This is a genomic window from Vitiosangium sp. GDMCC 1.1324 (genome assembly GCF_003044305.1).
GTDB lineage: Bacteria > Myxococcota > Myxococcia > Myxococcales > Myxococcaceae > Archangium.
The window spans coordinates 185,983-202,668 of sequence record NZ_PZOX01000016.1 but is presented as its reverse complement, the minus strand read 5'-3'; the positions used below and the strand labels follow the sequence as shown (position 1 = coordinate 202,668).

Genomic DNA, 16,686 nt, shown 5'->3' with positions numbered 1-16,686 from the left:
ATGTCTCCCGCCCCTCAAGGGGGGCTTGATTCCTTGTTCGGTCGAAACGCGTTCAGCGGAATGACATGGGCGTCGAGCTCCCGCGCGCGACGAAGCCGGGCCACAGCCTCGTCGAACCGCCCCAGCGCCAGGTGACACATGCCGACGTTCCACAGTGTCGCCGAGGCTGCCCCGCACAGCTCGAGCGAGGCGTTGAAGTAGAAGAGCGCCTCCTCGTGAAGCCCCGCCCGCACCATCAAGAGCCCGACCTCGAAGGCAAGATCGCGCTCCTCGCCGATGGGATAGTGATTGTCCCACGCTCGGCGGACGACCGTGGCGACTTCCTTCTTGAGCGAGGCGTCCGCTTCCTCGACCTTCTCCATGAGCGCCGGAAGGCAGTCACGGACCACGCGCGGGTCGTCGCGCGTCAGGCGGATGAGCGACAGGAGCTGGACGGTCGTCATCGACTCGTAGTGGGCCTCGGCTCCCCGCCGCACGGTGTAGGTGTCGTCGGGGCCAGCCCGCACGACATGTTCGTGAAACGCCAGCTCGCACTCCACGTACCCGCCGGGAGGCGCGCCATTCAGGAATGCGCAGATGTTGATGCTGGAGCGGGGATGGCCCCCGAAGAGCGCCCGCCCACCCGACGCCGCGACGTGCGCGCCGATGGCGTGGAAGTTCACCGCGAGCGAGAAGCTGCCATGCCCTTCGAGGTGAGGCTCGCCCAGACCTTGGAGCGACTCCTCGTCGACGTACCCCTTGTCGGCGGAGAGGACGAGCAGGCGATCACCCGTCAGCCGCCGCAGGCGGTCGAGGCACCGCAGCGCGGCGACCTCGAAGAGGAACGTGCTGTTGCCGAGCCGGCTCGCGTAGCTGGCCAGGAGCGCATTGAAGCCTGGCTCCGGGTAGTACGCCGGATCGATGGGACGACTGCGAAACTCGGGCAGCACCTCCTGGAACCACTCCGGGTTCTTCCCGTCGAGCGCCAGGCCCCCGTGAGAGAACAGGCACTCGTGGAGCTGACCGTCCTTCACCGCGAAGGCGTCGTGCGGGATGCTGTCGAAGACGTAGTTGGCGATGGCCACCAGCGGGCGCGCTAGGCGCGCGGGCTCGAGCGTCCGCCCGGCCCGGCGCAGCCGCACCTCGCCGTCCTTCTCCGCGTCGAAGAGCGCGAAGTCGAGGACGCCCTGCTCCACGAACGGCTGCAGGGAGCGGTGGGACTGCCAGAACTGGAGGTTGGACTCGGTGAAGTCGCTCAGGATGTAACAGAACGGGAGCGAGGCCAGCGGCGAGCGCTGGCGCAGCTCGAGGAGGGCTCTCAGGAACATGTAGCCGAAGCGGCCACTGCCCGCGCCCAGCTCGAGGATGTAGAAGGGCTCCTCCCCGCCCCCCATCGCGTCGCGCTGCCAGTCCCTCCAGTACCCGATGACGACCTGGGCATAGGCTCGAGCGAGGGCGGGGTTCGTGGTGATGTAGTGCGGAACCGTCCCCTTGCTCCAGGCGCCCACTCCCTGGTGGTGGAAGAAGCCACGCTGGGCCTGCCACACCTCGGACTCGGAGAGGCGCCGCCACTCGCCCTCCGCCGTGGAGGGAAGATCCTCCAGTTCCTCGGGCAGCTCGGGCCTCAGAAGATGCAGGTCTCCACGATGGGGCATGAGGGAGAGGATAGGAGCGATGAGCGACACACCGCAATTCGTTGAAACCAACCCCCATACCTGTTGCATCCCCTCTGAAGGACCACCTGGGGCGTCTCCCCTCCGCCCCGCCCTCAACGGTGGGGTTCTCCGACAAGCTCCTAGAGGCTCAACACCACGCCAGCTGACGAGAGGGGTTTGGCGCTCGGCAACTCCCGCTGCCAGGAGCCAGCCCACCGATGTCTTGAAAGCGGAAGGCGAACCAATCATTCGAGCACACCGTCCCACTGCTCGAGGCCCGCAGCACGGTCCGGATGGCGATGTTGCTCGCCCATGGCAGGGTGATTGTCCCGGTCTTCACCTGCGAGCCCACGGTGCTGATGTAGAAGGACAATCCGGTGTAGGTCCAGCTCGGGGACTCGGGAGTCGACGTGATGTAGAACTCCAGCCGGTCCGCCACGGTGGCCCGGACGGTGGCCTCGATCTGCACCGTCTTCCCATAGGTGATGGGCCCGCCGTCCAGGCCGGAGACCTTCACGCGCTCCACCGCCATCCCGGTGTCGTGAGAGTTCTCGATGCAGGCGTCGCCGAGCGTATTGGGCGCATTGGGCTCGACGCCGCTCCCCTTGCCGGTGAGGAGACGCCCTCGACGCCCCGCTCACGCGTAGACACCCAGCGTCTCCACGAATCACCGGGAGCCAGGATGGCGGCGGCCCAGCGCGAGGTGGGGACGTTCCGGGAGCAACGTCTTGTTGAGTCCATGCCCGGCGCTTGAACCGCGCGCGGATTGGAGGACTGAAGCTGATGCCTACCTGCCCCCTCGGCACGCGAGAACGAGCGTTGACCCCCGAATCCACCCGACGGGCCTGGGACCGTTACGTCTCGACGGGAAGCATCGACGGCTCGCAGCTTCGCGAGCCCGTGCTCCGGGCCTGGGAGCGGGCGCATGAGCTGGGGGTGAACCCCAAGGCGGCGAAGGCGGAGCGGCTCTCGGAGCGGGACTTCGAGCGGCTCCTCGAGCAGCAGCAGGCGCTCATCACTGCGGCCCGGCCCTACATGGAAGTCCTCTTCGCGGCCGCGGGGCTCGAGCGCCATGCCATCGTCGACCTCAGCGACGCCCAGGCGGTCAAGCTCTTCCAACTGGGGGACGAGGAGAGCGTGAACGGACCCGAGCGGGTGCCAGGTCCAGGGGCCCTCTTGTCGGAGGAGGAGAGTGGCACCACTGGCGTGGGGACCCCTCTGGCGACGAGCGGCTACTTCGAGGTGGTGGGGCCCGAGCACTTCATCGGTGTCTTCCATCTCTACACCGGTCAGGGCATCCCCATCCGGGACGCGGAGGGCAAGGTGGTCGGGGTCCTCGCCACCGCGGTCCGGCGGCCGGAGGCCTCGCGCCGGCTTCGCGACATGCTGCTGTGCGCGGCCCATGGCATCGAAGCGGAGCTGCTCTTGCGCCAGCTCGAGAAAGACATCCGTGAGGTGCTGGCGGCTCCCGGGGACGAGCAGGCGCTGCGGGTGTTGCGCGAGGATGTGGACCGGCTGAGGGAGTCCTCACGCAAGGGGTTTCGGATGGCCGCCCGTCAGGCCACGGTGAGCCGTTTCGAGTATGCCCTCCGCCTGCTGAGGCTCGCCGAGGAGGTCGTTCATGACATCCGCCACCGGGCGAACGTCTGGCATAGCCTGGCCTCGTTGGAGGAGGGGCAGCGCCGCCCGGTGGCGCTCACCGAGCTGGTGCGGGAACTGCTCGGGCTGCTCCGGGAAGAGGCGCTCCGCCAGCGGGTCGAGCTGGTCTTCGGCGAGTTGGAGCCAGTGCACGTCGAGGCCGACGCCCTGGTGCTCTCGCGCCAGTTGCTCCATGCGGCCCTGCAGGCCCTGGCGCTGGCGGAACCAGGAGGCGCGGTCCGGATCGACGTGCGCTTGGAGCGCCAGTTGTTGGCAGGAAAGGCCACATTTCTCCCCCTCCCAGCCCTTGAGCAGGCCCAGGTGGCCCCGTTACCGCAGAGCGTGACGAGCCCGGCCCTCAGGTTCGGAGAGGAGCGGGAGCCACTCCTCTGGCGCCTGCCCACCCTGGAGATGGCACCCGGTGAGGCGCGTCCGGCATCAGGTGTGTGAGCGCGTCCAGTGGAAAGGGACGCCTTGGGGCACACCCCTGCCCTGGCCGCCCTCGCTTGAGGAGAGAGGCAGGGAGTTGGGGCGTATTGACAGTGGCTGCGCCAGGTTCAGCACCACGCCTGCTGGGGTTGTCCCCGGGCCGGGGCCCGCTTCAGAGCCTGCATGGGAAGTCCCAGGTGCTCCCATATCGAGCGCACCCCTGCGGGGGCCGTCACCTTTCGCCAGCCTCCACACCGCGGACAGGCGAACACGTCCACGTGCCCCCAGAACGCGCGAGCACCCTCCCCTACGGCCTCCAGCACATCCGCCGCCGCTGCAATACCGGCTGTGTCCAATGGCAGACCCGCATGGACTTCGAACTGTGCCTGACCACCCAGCGAGCTGCCCGCTGGGCTTTCCCATCCCGTCACGGTCACCCGGAACGTATCATCGCCGTTGCGCAGGAGCGGAAATTCCCCGTCCTTCCTTTCCTGGGCGACGAATGGCTTCTATTGGGGCGGCCACTTCTCGCGGCTCGATGGCATGCACTTCGAGGTGGCCAAGCTGATGTGAGGCCGCGGGAAGCCGCTTGTCGTGTCCCCGTGGCTCATGAGGCCTCGAGCGTGAGCTTCGCCATGCGGACCAGGTTGAGGCTGCAAGTAATGGCCTATCTCGGCGGCAATCGCCGTGAGCATTAGTCTTCCTGCCCCACCCTACGTTGTTCCCCGTGGGCACTCCTCATGACAAGGTGCGCGGAAACCAAGCTGCCAGGCCGGTTCCCGGCACGGGCAACATCAATACCGACTTCTCGCAGGAGACTTCGTTGCATTCCACGCCTCCGTCTCCCCTGGTCACCGGAACAGAGTACGAACGACTGCTTTCCAGCCTCCGGCTGAAGAGCCCTTGGGCGCTCGGAGCTCACGCCATGACCACACCGCCGGATGGTGTGGACCGTGCGTGGATCGCCACACGCGCACAAGCCAGCAGGGTCGATCACGGACCCTGGCGGTCGGCGTTGGACGTGATCGATCAGCAGTCGCGACTGCACGCCGACCACGTCGCGATAGCGGACGCAACCGTCGAAGTGACCTATGCGCAACTGCGCAAGCGCATCCACGCCCTGGCCGGGAGCTTGCGAGCCAGAGGGATCGGGCGCGGTGAGGTGGTCGCGGTCGTGCTGGACCGCGGACCCGCCTTCATCGAGACCGCGCTCGCCATCTGGCGGGTCGGTGCGGCATATCTCCCGCTGGCTCCGGCGCACCCGGCGGCATGGCGCGAGGACGTCATCCGGAGGGCGGGTGCGACGCTGGTGGTGGGCCTGTCGCAGGACAGTGCCGTGCCGGGCGTGCCCCACCTCGTCCTCGGCAGTGAGCCCAGCGCCGTCGTGCCAGAGATCGAGGACACAGCAGGCGAGGTGGCGCTCGCCCCGGACGATCTGGCGTACATCATCTGCACGTCCGGCTCGACCGGTGAGCCCAAGCTGGTCATGATCGAGCATCGAGGCGTCGCCAATCTCATCCACGCCCAGCGGGACACCCTGGGAGCGCTGGGGCCGGACACCCGGGTGCTGCAGTTCTTCCATCCGGCCTTCGACGCGGCCTTGTTCGACATCCTGATGGCGCTGGCCAACGGCGGTCGTCTGGAGACCATCCAGGACTCGCAGATCTCCGGCGAGCCGCTGGCCAACGTGCTGCTGACACGCCGGATCACCCACGCGGTGCTGCCCGCGACTGTCCTGCGCACGTTGCCACCGGGCCAGTTCACCCACCTCGAGGTAGTGCTGAGCATCGGTGACGTGTGCCTCCCGGAAACCGCTCGGCAATGGGCGGCGTTCCACCGCTTCATCAACGGCTACGGCCCCACGGAGGTGACGGTGGCCAGCACACTGCACACGGCGGGAGCCCAGAACGGCGAGCGAGTGCCCATCGGCCGCCCCATCTCCAACTACCACGTCGTCGTCCTCGACGAGCACCTGCGACCGGTCCCCGACGGAACCCCGGGGGAAATCTGCATCGGAGGAGACGGTGTCGGACGCGGGTATCTGGGGAGGCCCAGCCTCACCGCCGAGCGGTTCGTTCCCGATCCGTTCAATCCACTGCCGGGAAGCCGCCTGTACCGCAGCGGCGACGTCGGCAGACAATTGCCGGACGGCACGATCGAGTTCCTCGGCCGGCGCGACGACCAGGTCAAGGTTCGCGGCGCGCGTATCGAGCTGGGGCAAGTCGAAGCGGCACTGGTCGCGCTGCCGAACGTGCGTGACGCGGTGGCCGTCATCGACGGCACGGGCGAGCGCCTCCTGGGCTACGTGATACCGAGTTCCGGAACGGTGTTGTCGGTCGACGAGGTACGCACCGAGCTCCGCCATCACCTGCCCGACTATCTGGTACCGGATGTGATCGTGCCGGTCGACGCGTGGCCGCTGACCACGAGCGGCAAGGTCGACCGCGCCAGGCTGCCCCGGCCACAACGGTCGGACAACACCCACTACCAGCCGCCGCACACGCCCGCGGAAGAGGCGCTGGCGAAAATCGCGGCGGAGCTGCTCGGGATGGAGCGGGTCGGGGTGAACGACAACCTGTTCGAACTGGGGGGGCACTCCCTGTTCGCCACCCAGCTCGTCGCGAGGGTGCGCAGCACGCTGGGTGCGCACCTCGAGCTGAGTACCGTTCTACAAACTCCCACGGTCGCCCAGATCGCGACGCGGATGGGTGATGAGCACGACGGTGCGGATCCGGGCCCGCGGGTGGCCGAGCCAGGCACCGCGCTCGCTCCGTCGTACGCCCAGCAGCGGGTGTGGCTGATGCACAAGCTCAACCCGGACGCGCGGGCCTACCACACGCAAGCGGTGCTCAGGCTGGCGGGCGACCTGGACATCACCGCGTTGAACGCCAGCCTCACCAACATCGTCCGGCGCCACGACGTGCTGCGCTCACGCTTCCCCGAGGTGGATGGGGAGCTGCGGTGTGAGCTGGAGCCGCCCTGGAAGGTGGAGGTCTCGCTGCGAGACTTCAGCGGCGCGGGCGAAGCCCAGCAGGAGCTCCTGGTCGGTGAGGCCGTTCGCGACATGGTCGAGGCTCCGTTCTCGCTCGCCGAAGGCAGGCCTTTCCGATGGCTGCTGCTCAAGCTCGGCGCGGACGAGCACGTCTTCGTGCACGTCGAACACCACATCGTGCATGACGGCTGGTCGTTCAACGTCTTCGTCCACGAATTGCTCGACGGCTACGCTGACTTCGTGCGCCACGGCCAGGTACGACGCCCGGACCTGCCCGTGCAGTATTACGACTACGCGCGATGGCAGCGAGAGTGGTGTGGCACCGGGGCCGCGGCGGCGCAGCGCCGCTTCTGGCGCCAGGAGCTGGAAGGCGCCGAGACCATGCTCCAGCTCCCCCGCCGCACGGTAGCGGGGTCGAGGAAGTTCCGCGGAGTGGCGCCCCGGATGGAGATCGACGGCGAGCTCGCACGCCGCCTGCAGGAGCTGGCCGACCGGAACAATACCTCGCTGTTCACCACGCTCCTCGCGTCGTTCTTCGTTCTGTTGCACAGATACACCGGTTCACGAGACATCCTCGTCGGCTCCGGGGTCGCCAACCGGCGTTGGCAGGACACCGAGAGCCTGTTGGGAATGTTCGTCAACAATGTCGTGCTGCGCGGCCGCTTGCACGGAGACCCCACGTTCGAGGAATTCCTCGCGCGGATGCGGCGGACCACCCTGGAGGTCTATGACAACCAGGAACTGCCGTACGAGATGATCTTCGCGGAGTCGCCCGCGAAGCACTACGGCGGGCTCAACCCGTTGATCCAGACCATGTTCAACTTCCACGACGCACCGCAGGGCACGCTCGGTGGGGCCCCGCTCGACGTCACCATCGTCGAAGGACTCAGCAACGGCTCGGCCAAGTTCGAGCTGGGCGTCGTGGCGGTTCCCCGCTACGCCAAGCCGGGGCATATCAGCAGGCTGACCGGGGACATCGTGCACATCCCCCAGTCCGACGGCCCCGTGCGTCCCAGTCCGCGCTCGTCCCTGAGCGGCATCCTGCTCGCCTGGGAGTTCGACTCCGACCTCTTCGAGGAGTTCTTCATCACCGGAATGCTGTCGGCGTACCAGCGGCTGCTGCACGCCATCACCGCCGCTCCGGACACCCCGGTGTCGAGACTGTCCCTGCTGGATGACGCGGAGCGAAGGGCGCTCGTCGCCACGGGGCCCAGGCGTGATGCACCGGGAGAATGGTTGCCCGACCTCGTCGAGCACTGGGCCGAACGCACACCGGACGCAACCGCTGTGGCGTCAGGCGACTCGCCCATGTCCTACCGCGAGCTCACGCGTCTGGCGGGACGGCTGGCACGTCATCTTCGCGGGATGGGGATCGGCCGTGGGGACGTCGTGGCGGTGTGCGCCCCCCGTTCGGCTGAGCTGGCCGTGGCACAACTGGGGGTGCTCAAGTCCGGTGCGGCCTACCTCCCGCTGGAGCCTGTCCATCCGCCGTCCCACCTGGAGAGGATCGTTCGGGACGCCGGGGCACGAGCCGTGGTCACGACGGCGGGGCTGGCCGAGCGGGTCCCGGGCCTTCCGATCGTGGTGCTGGACAACATCCCCGACACGCCGGGTCTCCCGCTGCCCTCGGGAGCGCCTACCGACCGCGCATACGTCATCTACACGTCCGGGTCGACCGGCGGGCCCAAGGGAGTCCAGGTCGAGCATCGCTCGGTCGTGGCCCGTCTGCATGGGGCGGAAGAGTTCAACCTGGTGCCGGGCAAGACGATACTGGCCATCACGTCGGCCGCCTTCGACATGTCGGTGCTGGAGATCTGGGGGGCGCTGATAAACGGTGCCGCGATCCACTTCCTGCGGTCCGGCTGGGATGTGCACGAACTGGCGCGGTGCATCACCGGCAATGAGATCACCCATGCCGTGTTCACGCCCGCGGTGTTCCACCCCCTGGTGGCGGAAGTCCCGGAGGTGTTCGACCACCTGGACCAGGTCATACTCGGGGGTGATGTCGTCTCCGCGGACGCGTTCCGTGCGCTGCGGCGCAGGAGCGTCGCGCGGGTGGTGAACGCCTACGGCCCGACCGAGACGACCCTCGTGGTCAGCGGTCAGTGGCTCGCCGACTGGCACGACATCGAGGGAGCCAGTGTGCCGATCGGTCGCGCACTGCCCAACTCCCAACTCGTCGTGCTCGACGAGCACCTGCAGGTGGTGCCGCCGGGCGTGGTCGGGGAGATCTGCATCGGCGGACCCGTCGTCGCGCGTGGATACCTTGGCATGCCGGAGCTCACGTCCGAGCGGTTCGTGGCGAACCCGTTCGGGTCGCTTCCAGGCGAACGGATGTACCGCAGCGGAGACCTGGGCCGGTGGCTCCCAGGCGGGGTGATTGAGTTCCTGGGCCGCCGCGATGATCAGGTGAAGATCCGCGGCTTCCGGGTGGAGCTGGCCGAGGTGCGGGCCGGACTGGCCGCCTATCCTGGAGTAACCGACGCCGCCGCCGTCATCACCCGGACGGGTGGCGACCCGCAGCTCGTCGGCTACGTCCTGGCCACACCGGGAGCAGCGGTGTCTGGCCAGGCCGTGCGAGAGGAGATGGCGCGCAGGTTGCCCGGACATCTCGTGCCCGGTGTCGTCATGGTCCTCGACGCGTGGCCGTTGACCACCAACGGCAAGCTCGACCGGACCCGCCTGCCAAAGCCGCAAGGGGACGTGAACGTGCCGTTCACGGCACCGAGGAACGAGGCCGAGGCCCGGATCGCCGAGATCGTCGCGGAGCTGCTGAGGGTGGACCGGGTTGGTGTCCATGACAGCCTGTTCGCGCTGGGCATGCATTCATTGCTGGCCATGAGAGTCGCCTCGCGGCTGAGCAAGATGACCGGCCGGGAGGTCGGTCTCGCCACGATCTTCTCGGGCCCGACCATCGCGCAGCTCGCCGACGTGCTCACCACGCTGCCGTCCGCACGGCCCACCATCGGCAGACTGCCCCGCACATGACGACCGTGTTCCCGATGTCCTTCGCCCAGCAGCGGCTGTGCTTCCTCCATTGGCTCGATCCCACGGGATTCGCCCACAGCTCGACCCGCTGCCTCCGGGTGACGGGACCGCTGGACACCACCGCTGTGCATGCAGCGGTGGACATGCTGGTGGCCCGGCACGAACCGCTGCGGACCGTCTTCCCGCTCGGTACACACCAGCACGTGTTGACGGACGGACGCGGACACGTTCGCGTGATCGACGTGGCGAGCGAAGCCGAGGCGCTGCGGCACGCGGAAGCCGTCTTGTCCCAGCCGTTCGACATCGAGCACGGGCCGCTGCTGCGGCTCACCTTGCTGCGGCTGGCTCCGGAGACGCACTTCCTTGTCTTCTCGGCGCATCTCCTGGCGGCCGATGGATGTTCGCTTCAGGTCTTCTTCGAGGAGCTGTCCACCGCCTACCGGGCAGCAGTCCTCGGTGCGCCCGCTAGGTTGCCTGAGCTCCCCGTGCAGTACGTGGACTGGGCGGCGTGGCAACGGGAGCAGCTCACCGACCCGCGGCGCGCGGAGCTGTCGCGCTGGTGGTGTCAGCGACTGTCCGGACTCCCTCTGTCGCTGGACCTTGTCCCGCCCCGCCGCGCACTGGGGCGGGGACGGCGCATGCATCGCGTTCTACCCGCCGAGGTCGCCGCGGCGGTGCACGCGTTCGCGAGCGCCGAGCATCAGACCGTGTTCACGGTTCTGGCCGCCGCATGCGGAGTCGTGCTCGGGCACCGCGCGAGCAGGCAACAGGTGCTGCTGGGTCTGGCCGTGGCCAACCGCGATCAACCCGAGATCGAGCGCGTGCTTGGGTTCTTCGTCAACACCGTCGTGCTGCGGGTCGATCTGAGCGGCGACCCCAACTTCCGTGAGCTGCTCGTGAGGGTGGCCGAGGCCACGGCCGCCGCCTACGCTCACAAGGATCTGCCCTTCGAGCAGCTCGTCGCCGAGCTCGCCCCACCAAGAGATCCCACCCGATCGCCCATCGTGCAGGTCAACTTCGCCTACCACCCGGCGCGCACGGCGGGTGTGCTGGAGCTGCACGGTTGCTCGGTGACCGAACACCTGCTGGACTTCGCCATCGCCAAGTTCGAGCTCACCCTTCGCGTCGAGGAGACCCCCGACGGCGCGAGCGTCGTCTGGGCCGAGTTCGATGAGAGCATGTTCGACATCGGATTCATCGACGGCCTGCTGTCGGCCTACGAGGAGGTCCTGCGCACCGCCGCGCCCGGTGTGCCGGTGTCTCGCTTGCTGCCCACGCGCTCCGCGACCGAAAAGGCCCTCGCCCGGATCTTCGCCGACGTGCTGGGTATCGAGGCCGTCGGTCCATACGACGACTTCTTCCGCCTCGGCGGCCATTCCCTACAGTTGGTCGACATCGCGGTCCGGATACGCGCCGAGCTCGGCCGTCACATCGGACTGCGCGACCTTTACGCCACCCCGACGGCGGCCGGAGCCGCCGCCCTACTCGAGCAATCAGGAGAGTCACGATGACCGATTCCTATCCAATGCCCAAGAACTGGCGGTGCCCGCTGGATCCTCCGGCTGAGTACAAGCGGCTCAGGCGGGAGGCCCCAGTGACTCGCGTTCAGGTGTGGGACGGCAGCACGCCATGGTTGATCACCCGCTACGACGACGCATTCGCGGCTCTCGGCGACCCGACGCTGAGCATGGACTTCGGGTTGCCGGGAATCCCTCACACGTCGCCCTCATCGGTTGCCCGGCGAGACCGGATCATGTCGTTCCCATTTCGCCCCGATCCGGAATACCGGGCCCAGCGGGCCATGCTCGTGCAGGAGTTCTCCGCGCGGCAGATGGAGGCCCTGCGACCGCAGATCCAGCGCATCGTCGACGAGACGCTCGACCCGATGCTGGCCGGGCCGCGGCCGACCGACCTGATGGCGGCCTTCGCTCTCCCCATGGCCATTCGCGTCATCTGCGACCTGCTTGGCGTACCCTCCGACGACTCCATGTATCTGCACGGCCTCAGCCGCACGATCGGCTCCCGCGCCTCGTCGAAGGAGACGGTCGGACAGACATTGGACGAGATGGAAGGCTACTTCCACCGCCTGGTGGAAGCGAACGTGCGCAACCCCCGCGACACGCTCGTCGGCCGCGTCGTGGCCAAGAACGTGTTGACGGGAGCGCTGAGCAAACAGGACGCAGCCGCCATGTTCCAGATGCTGTTCCACGCCGGGCATGGGCCCACCGCGTATATGATCTGCATGGGCGTGTTGGCGCTGTCGCTCAACCCAGACCAGATCAGCGAGCTCCGTGTGATAGCAGATGATCCCCGCCAGCTCTCCGCGGCCGTGCAGGAACTCCTGCGTTACGCCACCGTCTCACACAACGGTCGGCAGCGAGTCGCCACGGAGGACGTCACCATTGGCGGCCAGCTCATCCGCACCGGAGAAGGCGTCCTCATCCAGCCGGATTCGGCCAACCGCGATGAGACGGCATTCCCTGACCCGGACCGCCTGGACATCCACCGCACACCGCAACGCAACCTCGCCCTCGGCCACGGGATTCATACGTGCACGGGACGTTCGCTCGCACTCGTCGAGCTCGAGGTCGTGTTCCACACGCTGTACCAGCGTGTCCCCACCCTGCGGGTGGCCGTGCCCGTCGAGGACATCCCCTTCAGGCAGAATGACAACCTGCTCGGCGCGTACGAGCTGCCGGTCACCTGGTAGTCGCGGTGCCTACCGCGGTGGCCGTGGACCCGTGGCATACGGCGCCCAGGTACGGCGCACGTATACCCACGCGCTCCAAGGCTTCTCGGCCACCCTGACGCCGGAGAGAGGTTACCCACCGCCTTGCGCGACCCCTTCCCCATGGAAGGGGTTCATCAAGCAGTGCAACCGCCAGGGTCATGGGCCCACCCCCTCCAGACGTAGCACCTGGTCCAGGCGTTGGCGGGCCGACTGCGTCATTTCAGAAATGACTACCGGCCCCAGGGATTGGCCGTCTGATCATTGATGGCCACCCAGAGGCGCGTGCCCACGGGGATGGTGCCCCTGGCCCAGTAACTCCAACCACCGGACGAGGAGAGAGCCGCGCCATACCGGCCATCGTGGAACTCGGCCATTCGCCAGCCCGTCCCGAAGTTCGCGGCGCAGATGCTGTCAGCCGCGGCACGACTGACGAGCTCCGTTCCTCGAATGGGAGGAGTCGTCCGGACTTGGCCGCGCGCCCAGCCAGGATTGAAGCTGGGGGTGATTCCAGTGGGAACGGGGCTGTTGTCGACGAGCAGGCAAAGCATCGGCAGCGCCGTGGTCGCTGGCGTATCACCATTGTAAGCATTGGTCTGGCTGTCATTGCCCACCAAGACCACACCGTCCGTGCGCTGCTGACGAGATACCCAGGTCATCCCCGCATGGGTGGCGGGCATTACCGAGCTCACATACAGCAACCGGTTGGCGGAGCCCGAGCCTGCATTACCCACCACGTTGGGCGTGGCACCGTTCTGGAGCGAGTTGCGCACCTCCTGGGGGCTGGCGGTGGGATGGTCATGGAGGTAGACGGCAGTGGCCCCCGCCACCATTGGGGCGGCGTATGAAGTCCCACTTCCCGTAGTGGTCTGCGTGTCGCTGGCCAGCGACGCGATCTGGACGCTCACTCCAGGCGCGAAGAGATCAACCTTGCCGTAGTTGGCGAACGACGCACGCTGATCATTCAAGTCCGTTGCGCTGACGGAGATGACGGAGCCATCCCGGGCAGGGCTCGAGCGATCCGCGTTCCTCCCCTCATTTCCTGCCGCGGCGATGACCGTGACGCCCGCCCGCACCGCCGTACGCGCGGCGCGATCCATCGGAGTGGCCGAATTGAACCAGCGGCGCCAGAAACCGGGTGGAAAGCCGTAGCTGACGTTTGCGACGGCGGGTTTGGTATGAAACATCGCTACCCAGTTCAGGCCAGCCACGATGGTCGAACTGAACACGGAAATGGCCGGGTTATAGGCATTTCCCCCGCAGCCAGCGATCCGCACGGAGATGAGGTTCGCGCCAGGAGCCACGCCCAGGGTCGCTCCACCCGCCAAGCTGCCCACCGCAGTGCCATGGCCATTGCAATCATCCCGCTGGCCGAGGAATCGAATGAAATCCACCGCCTGCGAGGCGCGGCCGCCAAACTCCTGGTGCGTGCGGCGGAAGCCCGTGTCGAGGATGTAGATGTTGACCCCCGAGCCGTTGTTGCTTGGGGTGAATCGGCCATCCAGGGGCAGGTTGCGCTGATCCACGCGGTCCTGATTCCAGGATGTGTACTCCTGGCCGTAGGAATCCTGCTCCACGGACTCAACCCGCGAATCCTGGCTCATGGCCCGAGCCTGTGCATCCGACCCCGAGAAAGTGAACATCTGCGCCGCCGGAAGCACATCAATGATGCTTCCGCCATAGGCAGAAATGAGGTTGTTGGCCAGAGACGTGATCTGATCCGACGGGGTGCTTTCGCTGAACATCACGATGAACTGCCCGGGGACCGGAGCCTCCGAAGGAATGAACTTCACGGTGGTGGGCATGTCCCCTGCGGAGTTCCAGGGATTGGCTGGCTGATCCTTGATGGCGACCCAGAACCGCGTCCCGGCGGGCAGTTGGCCCGCGCCCCAGAAAGACCAGCCACCACCAGCCGAGAAGTCGCTGCGATAGCGGCCATCGTGAAACTCGGCCATGCGCCAGCCGGAACCGAAGTTGTCGGCGCACATGGTGTCCGCCTGTGCCTGGGACGAGAGCAGCATTCCCGGGACGGGAGGTGTCGCACGGACCTCTCCGCGCAGCCATCCATTATAAAAGTCGAACGCAATTCCCCCCGGAGCGGCTCGGTTGTCCACCTGCACACAGAGAATGGGCTGGAACTGAGTGACAGCGGTATCACCCGAATACGGGCCACTCTGCGAATCACCGCCCACGTGAACATATCCGTTTTGTTGACCCAGGACAGTCCACGTCATGCCCAAACGCACCGCCGTGGCCGCCTCCCTACTCGTGGCCAGAGTTTCCACAGCGGAGGGAGCTTCTGAACCCGAGCATCCCAGGAAAAGGGCAGTCAACAGGCTTGAGTAGAACTTCTTGCTGAGCCGACTCCGGGTGTCCTTCATTCTGTTCTCGGGAAATGGGTTGTCGCCAGGGCTTGACACACCTCGGCGGGGGCGAGCCTCATAACATGAGCTCAGCGCTCTCATGGGCAAGTTGCTGGGCAAGCGTTCGAGGGCCCGGAGGCCATCCATCCTCCCGATATACAACGGCTTGGCGGCCCCCTCGCTCCATTGCAAACCACTTCCAAAGGCAATCCTTCGAGAACTCGGGCACCGTGAGGCTCCGGCAGAGCCAGAACTGACCACCGCTCCGGCCGCGCCACCCAGACTGGCCAATTCGGTGTCGGGACGGGGGCCAGGACGTTCCCTTTTCAGACTTCCCCGACGGGAATTAGAAGCAGGAGCCACTGCAATAGACGCCGTCGCAGCAACTGCTGCCAGTAATACCGCACCCCGTGGTCGGATAACGGCTGAAGTCGCAGGCGGGGTAGCAAGCACCACTGCCATCGCCGCTGGTATCAGCACCCACGCAGATGTGATTGGGCGCACTGCACGGGATGTGTGCCGTGAATTTCCTGAAGTCGTCGCACACGTTGAATGTGGAGCATTCGGCAGCGTGACTCGCGTCATCCGCCGTCTGGCCATAACGGGTCTGGATGCGGAGACGCTGCACGTCAGCCGGTACGGGCCATTGACCTGTCCTGTCCGGCGATGGCGCCTTCGAGCCAGGAAACGGCGGCTCGAAGTGGGTCCCGGCTCCGGATGCTCTCCCCGATGGTCCTGGCCCGCTCCCGCATGGGCCCGTCGCTGGCGAGCGCACGGAGGCCCTCGGCGAGTCTCTCCACCGTCAGCGAGGTCTTCGAGATGGGCTTCGGGCCGAGGCCGCGCTGGTGGACGTGCCGGGAGAACATGAACTGATCGAACGCGTGAGGCACCAGAAGTTGGGGAATGCCGGCTCGCGCCGACGCCGCGGTGGTTCCGGCGCCTCCGTGGTGCACCGAACCCGCGAGGCGTGGGAAGAGCAGCCCATGCGACACGGGGCCCATCACGTGCACGGAGGAATCGAGGTCCTCGCCGCTCCCGAGGCCCGACCACCCCGAGGACAGGAGGAGCCGGACACCGGCCTTCCGCGCGGCCTCGCGGAGCCGCCGGGTGGTCCGCTGAGGGTCGTCGTCCGGCATGCTCCCGAAGCCCACGTAGATGGGCGGCGGCCCGGCACGCAGGAAGGCCTCGACGTCAGGCGGGAGAGGCCGGTCGTCACTCAGCGCGAAGGAGCCCACCTGGGGCACGTGGGCGAGGTCGGGCGGGGCGGGCACGAGCTCCGGATCGCAGGCGAGGAGTGTCTTCTCGTGGGGGAAGATGGCGCTGAAGCTGTCCTCGTCGCGCGGGAGGCCGAGCCGCGTCCGATGGGCGTTGTACTGCTTCTCGAGCAGGCGGTTGTAGAACCCCTTCGAGGTCCGCCAGAGGAACCGGTTCAGCCAGCGCGGTGGCCGGGTGAGCGGCACGAACATCATCGGGTGGTACGAGGAAGGGAGGATCTGGGGCGTGTACCCGATGTAGCGGTACGGCACTCGCGCCGCGTCCGCGAGCAGGTGCGCCGCCATCGTCGCGCCTCCGCCGACTACCAGGTCCACCTCCCGGACTCGCGGCTCGATGTAGGCCACCTGCAGCTCGAACTCGCTGGAGATGATCGAATTGAGCGTCTTGATGAAGCCGAGCGGGCTGCGCGTCTGCTTGCGGGTCTCGTCGAGGAGCGCCTGCACGTCACGGCCGCACGGCCCGAAGGGGATTCCGAAGGCCTCGGCCTCCCGCTGAAAGACGGGCGAGCCGAGCAGCGTCACCTCGTGGCCGGCCCGCCGCATCGCCACCGCGAGCGCGAGCATCGGCTGGAAGTCACCACGTGTGCCGGAGCCGATCAGGAGAGCACGCATTGGGCAGATGATACCCAGTTGCAGGGCG

The 16,686-nt window shown here is 67.2% G+C and carries 9 protein-coding genes and 1 pseudogene; 5 read left to right on the top strand and 5 right to left on the bottom strand.

Annotation, left to right across the window (positions count from 1 at the left end; genetic code table 11):
• Positions 1-14 precede the first annotated feature (14 nt).
• Together DAT35_RS37575 and DAT35_RS37570 are read right to left on the bottom strand one after the other, a co-directional pair.
• Complete coding sequence (locus tag DAT35_RS37575) at positions 15-1,664, bottom strand: SAM-dependent methyltransferase (protein ID WP_108074088.1); 1,650 nt, start codon at positions 1,662-1,664, stop codon at positions 15-17.
• A gap of 118 nt (positions 1,665-1,782) precedes the next feature.
• Entirely contained in the window at positions 1,783-2,166 is a 384-nt protein-coding gene (locus DAT35_RS37570) for a hypothetical protein (RefSeq protein WP_108074087.1), read from the bottom strand.
• Positions 2,167-2,453: 287 nt separating this feature from the next.
• Between DAT35_RS37570 and DAT35_RS37565 the strand changes: the two genes are divergently transcribed.
• A complete protein-coding gene (locus tag DAT35_RS37565; RefSeq protein ID WP_108074086.1) occupies positions 2,454-3,722 on the top strand; it encodes a phytochrome sensor protein in 1,269 nt (422 codons plus the stop codon).
• 107 nt (positions 3,723-3,829) lie between these two features.
• Here DAT35_RS37565 and DAT35_RS61235 read toward each other — a convergent pair.
• Positions 3,830-4,192: pseudogene (locus DAT35_RS61235) on the bottom strand (DUF5953 family protein); the annotation flags it as partial.
• Here DAT35_RS61235 and DAT35_RS62495 point away from each other — a divergent pair.
• The 4 genes from DAT35_RS62495 to DAT35_RS37540 all read left to right on the top strand — a co-directional run bounded on the left by DAT35_RS62495 (position 4,158) and on the right by DAT35_RS37540 (position 12,391).
• On the top strand, positions 4,158-4,274 hold the full coding sequence (locus DAT35_RS62495) for a M15 family metallopeptidase (RefSeq protein ID WP_158502074.1): 117 nt from the start codon (positions 4,158-4,160) through the stop codon (positions 4,272-4,274). The pseudogene DAT35_RS61235 and the gene DAT35_RS62495 overlap by 35 nt on opposite strands.
• 250 nt (positions 4,275-4,524) lie before the next feature.
• The gene (locus DAT35_RS37550; RefSeq protein WP_108074084.1) at positions 4,525-9,681 is read left to right on the top strand and encodes a non-ribosomal peptide synthetase; all 5,157 of its coding nucleotides are present in this window, start codon (positions 4,525-4,527) and stop codon (positions 9,679-9,681) included.
• A complete protein-coding gene (locus tag DAT35_RS37545) occupies positions 9,678-11,192 on the top strand; it encodes a condensation domain-containing protein (protein WP_108074083.1) in 1,515 nt (504 codons plus the stop codon). Before DAT35_RS37550 ends, DAT35_RS37545 begins: the two co-directional genes overlap by 4 nt.
• Positions 11,189-12,391: a cytochrome P450 gene (locus DAT35_RS37540; protein ID WP_108074082.1), complete on the top strand. Its 1,203-nt coding sequence runs from the start codon at positions 11,189-11,191 to the stop codon at positions 12,389-12,391. The genes DAT35_RS37545 and DAT35_RS37540 overlap by 4 nt, the downstream gene beginning before the upstream one ends.
• Before the next feature lie 251 nt (positions 12,392-12,642).
• Here the strand turns inward: DAT35_RS37540 and DAT35_RS37535 are convergent, their stop codons facing one another.
• Positions 12,643-14,790: a S8 family peptidase gene (locus DAT35_RS37535; protein WP_158502073.1), complete on the bottom strand. Its 2,148-nt coding sequence runs from the start codon at positions 14,788-14,790 to the stop codon at positions 12,643-12,645.
• 611 nt (positions 14,791-15,401) lie between these two features.
• Positions 15,402-16,658, bottom strand: coding sequence for a glycosyltransferase (locus DAT35_RS37530; protein ID WP_108074080.1), 1,257 nt, complete (start codon positions 16,656-16,658; stop codon positions 15,402-15,404).
• Between the last annotated feature and the right edge of the window lie 28 nt (positions 16,659-16,686).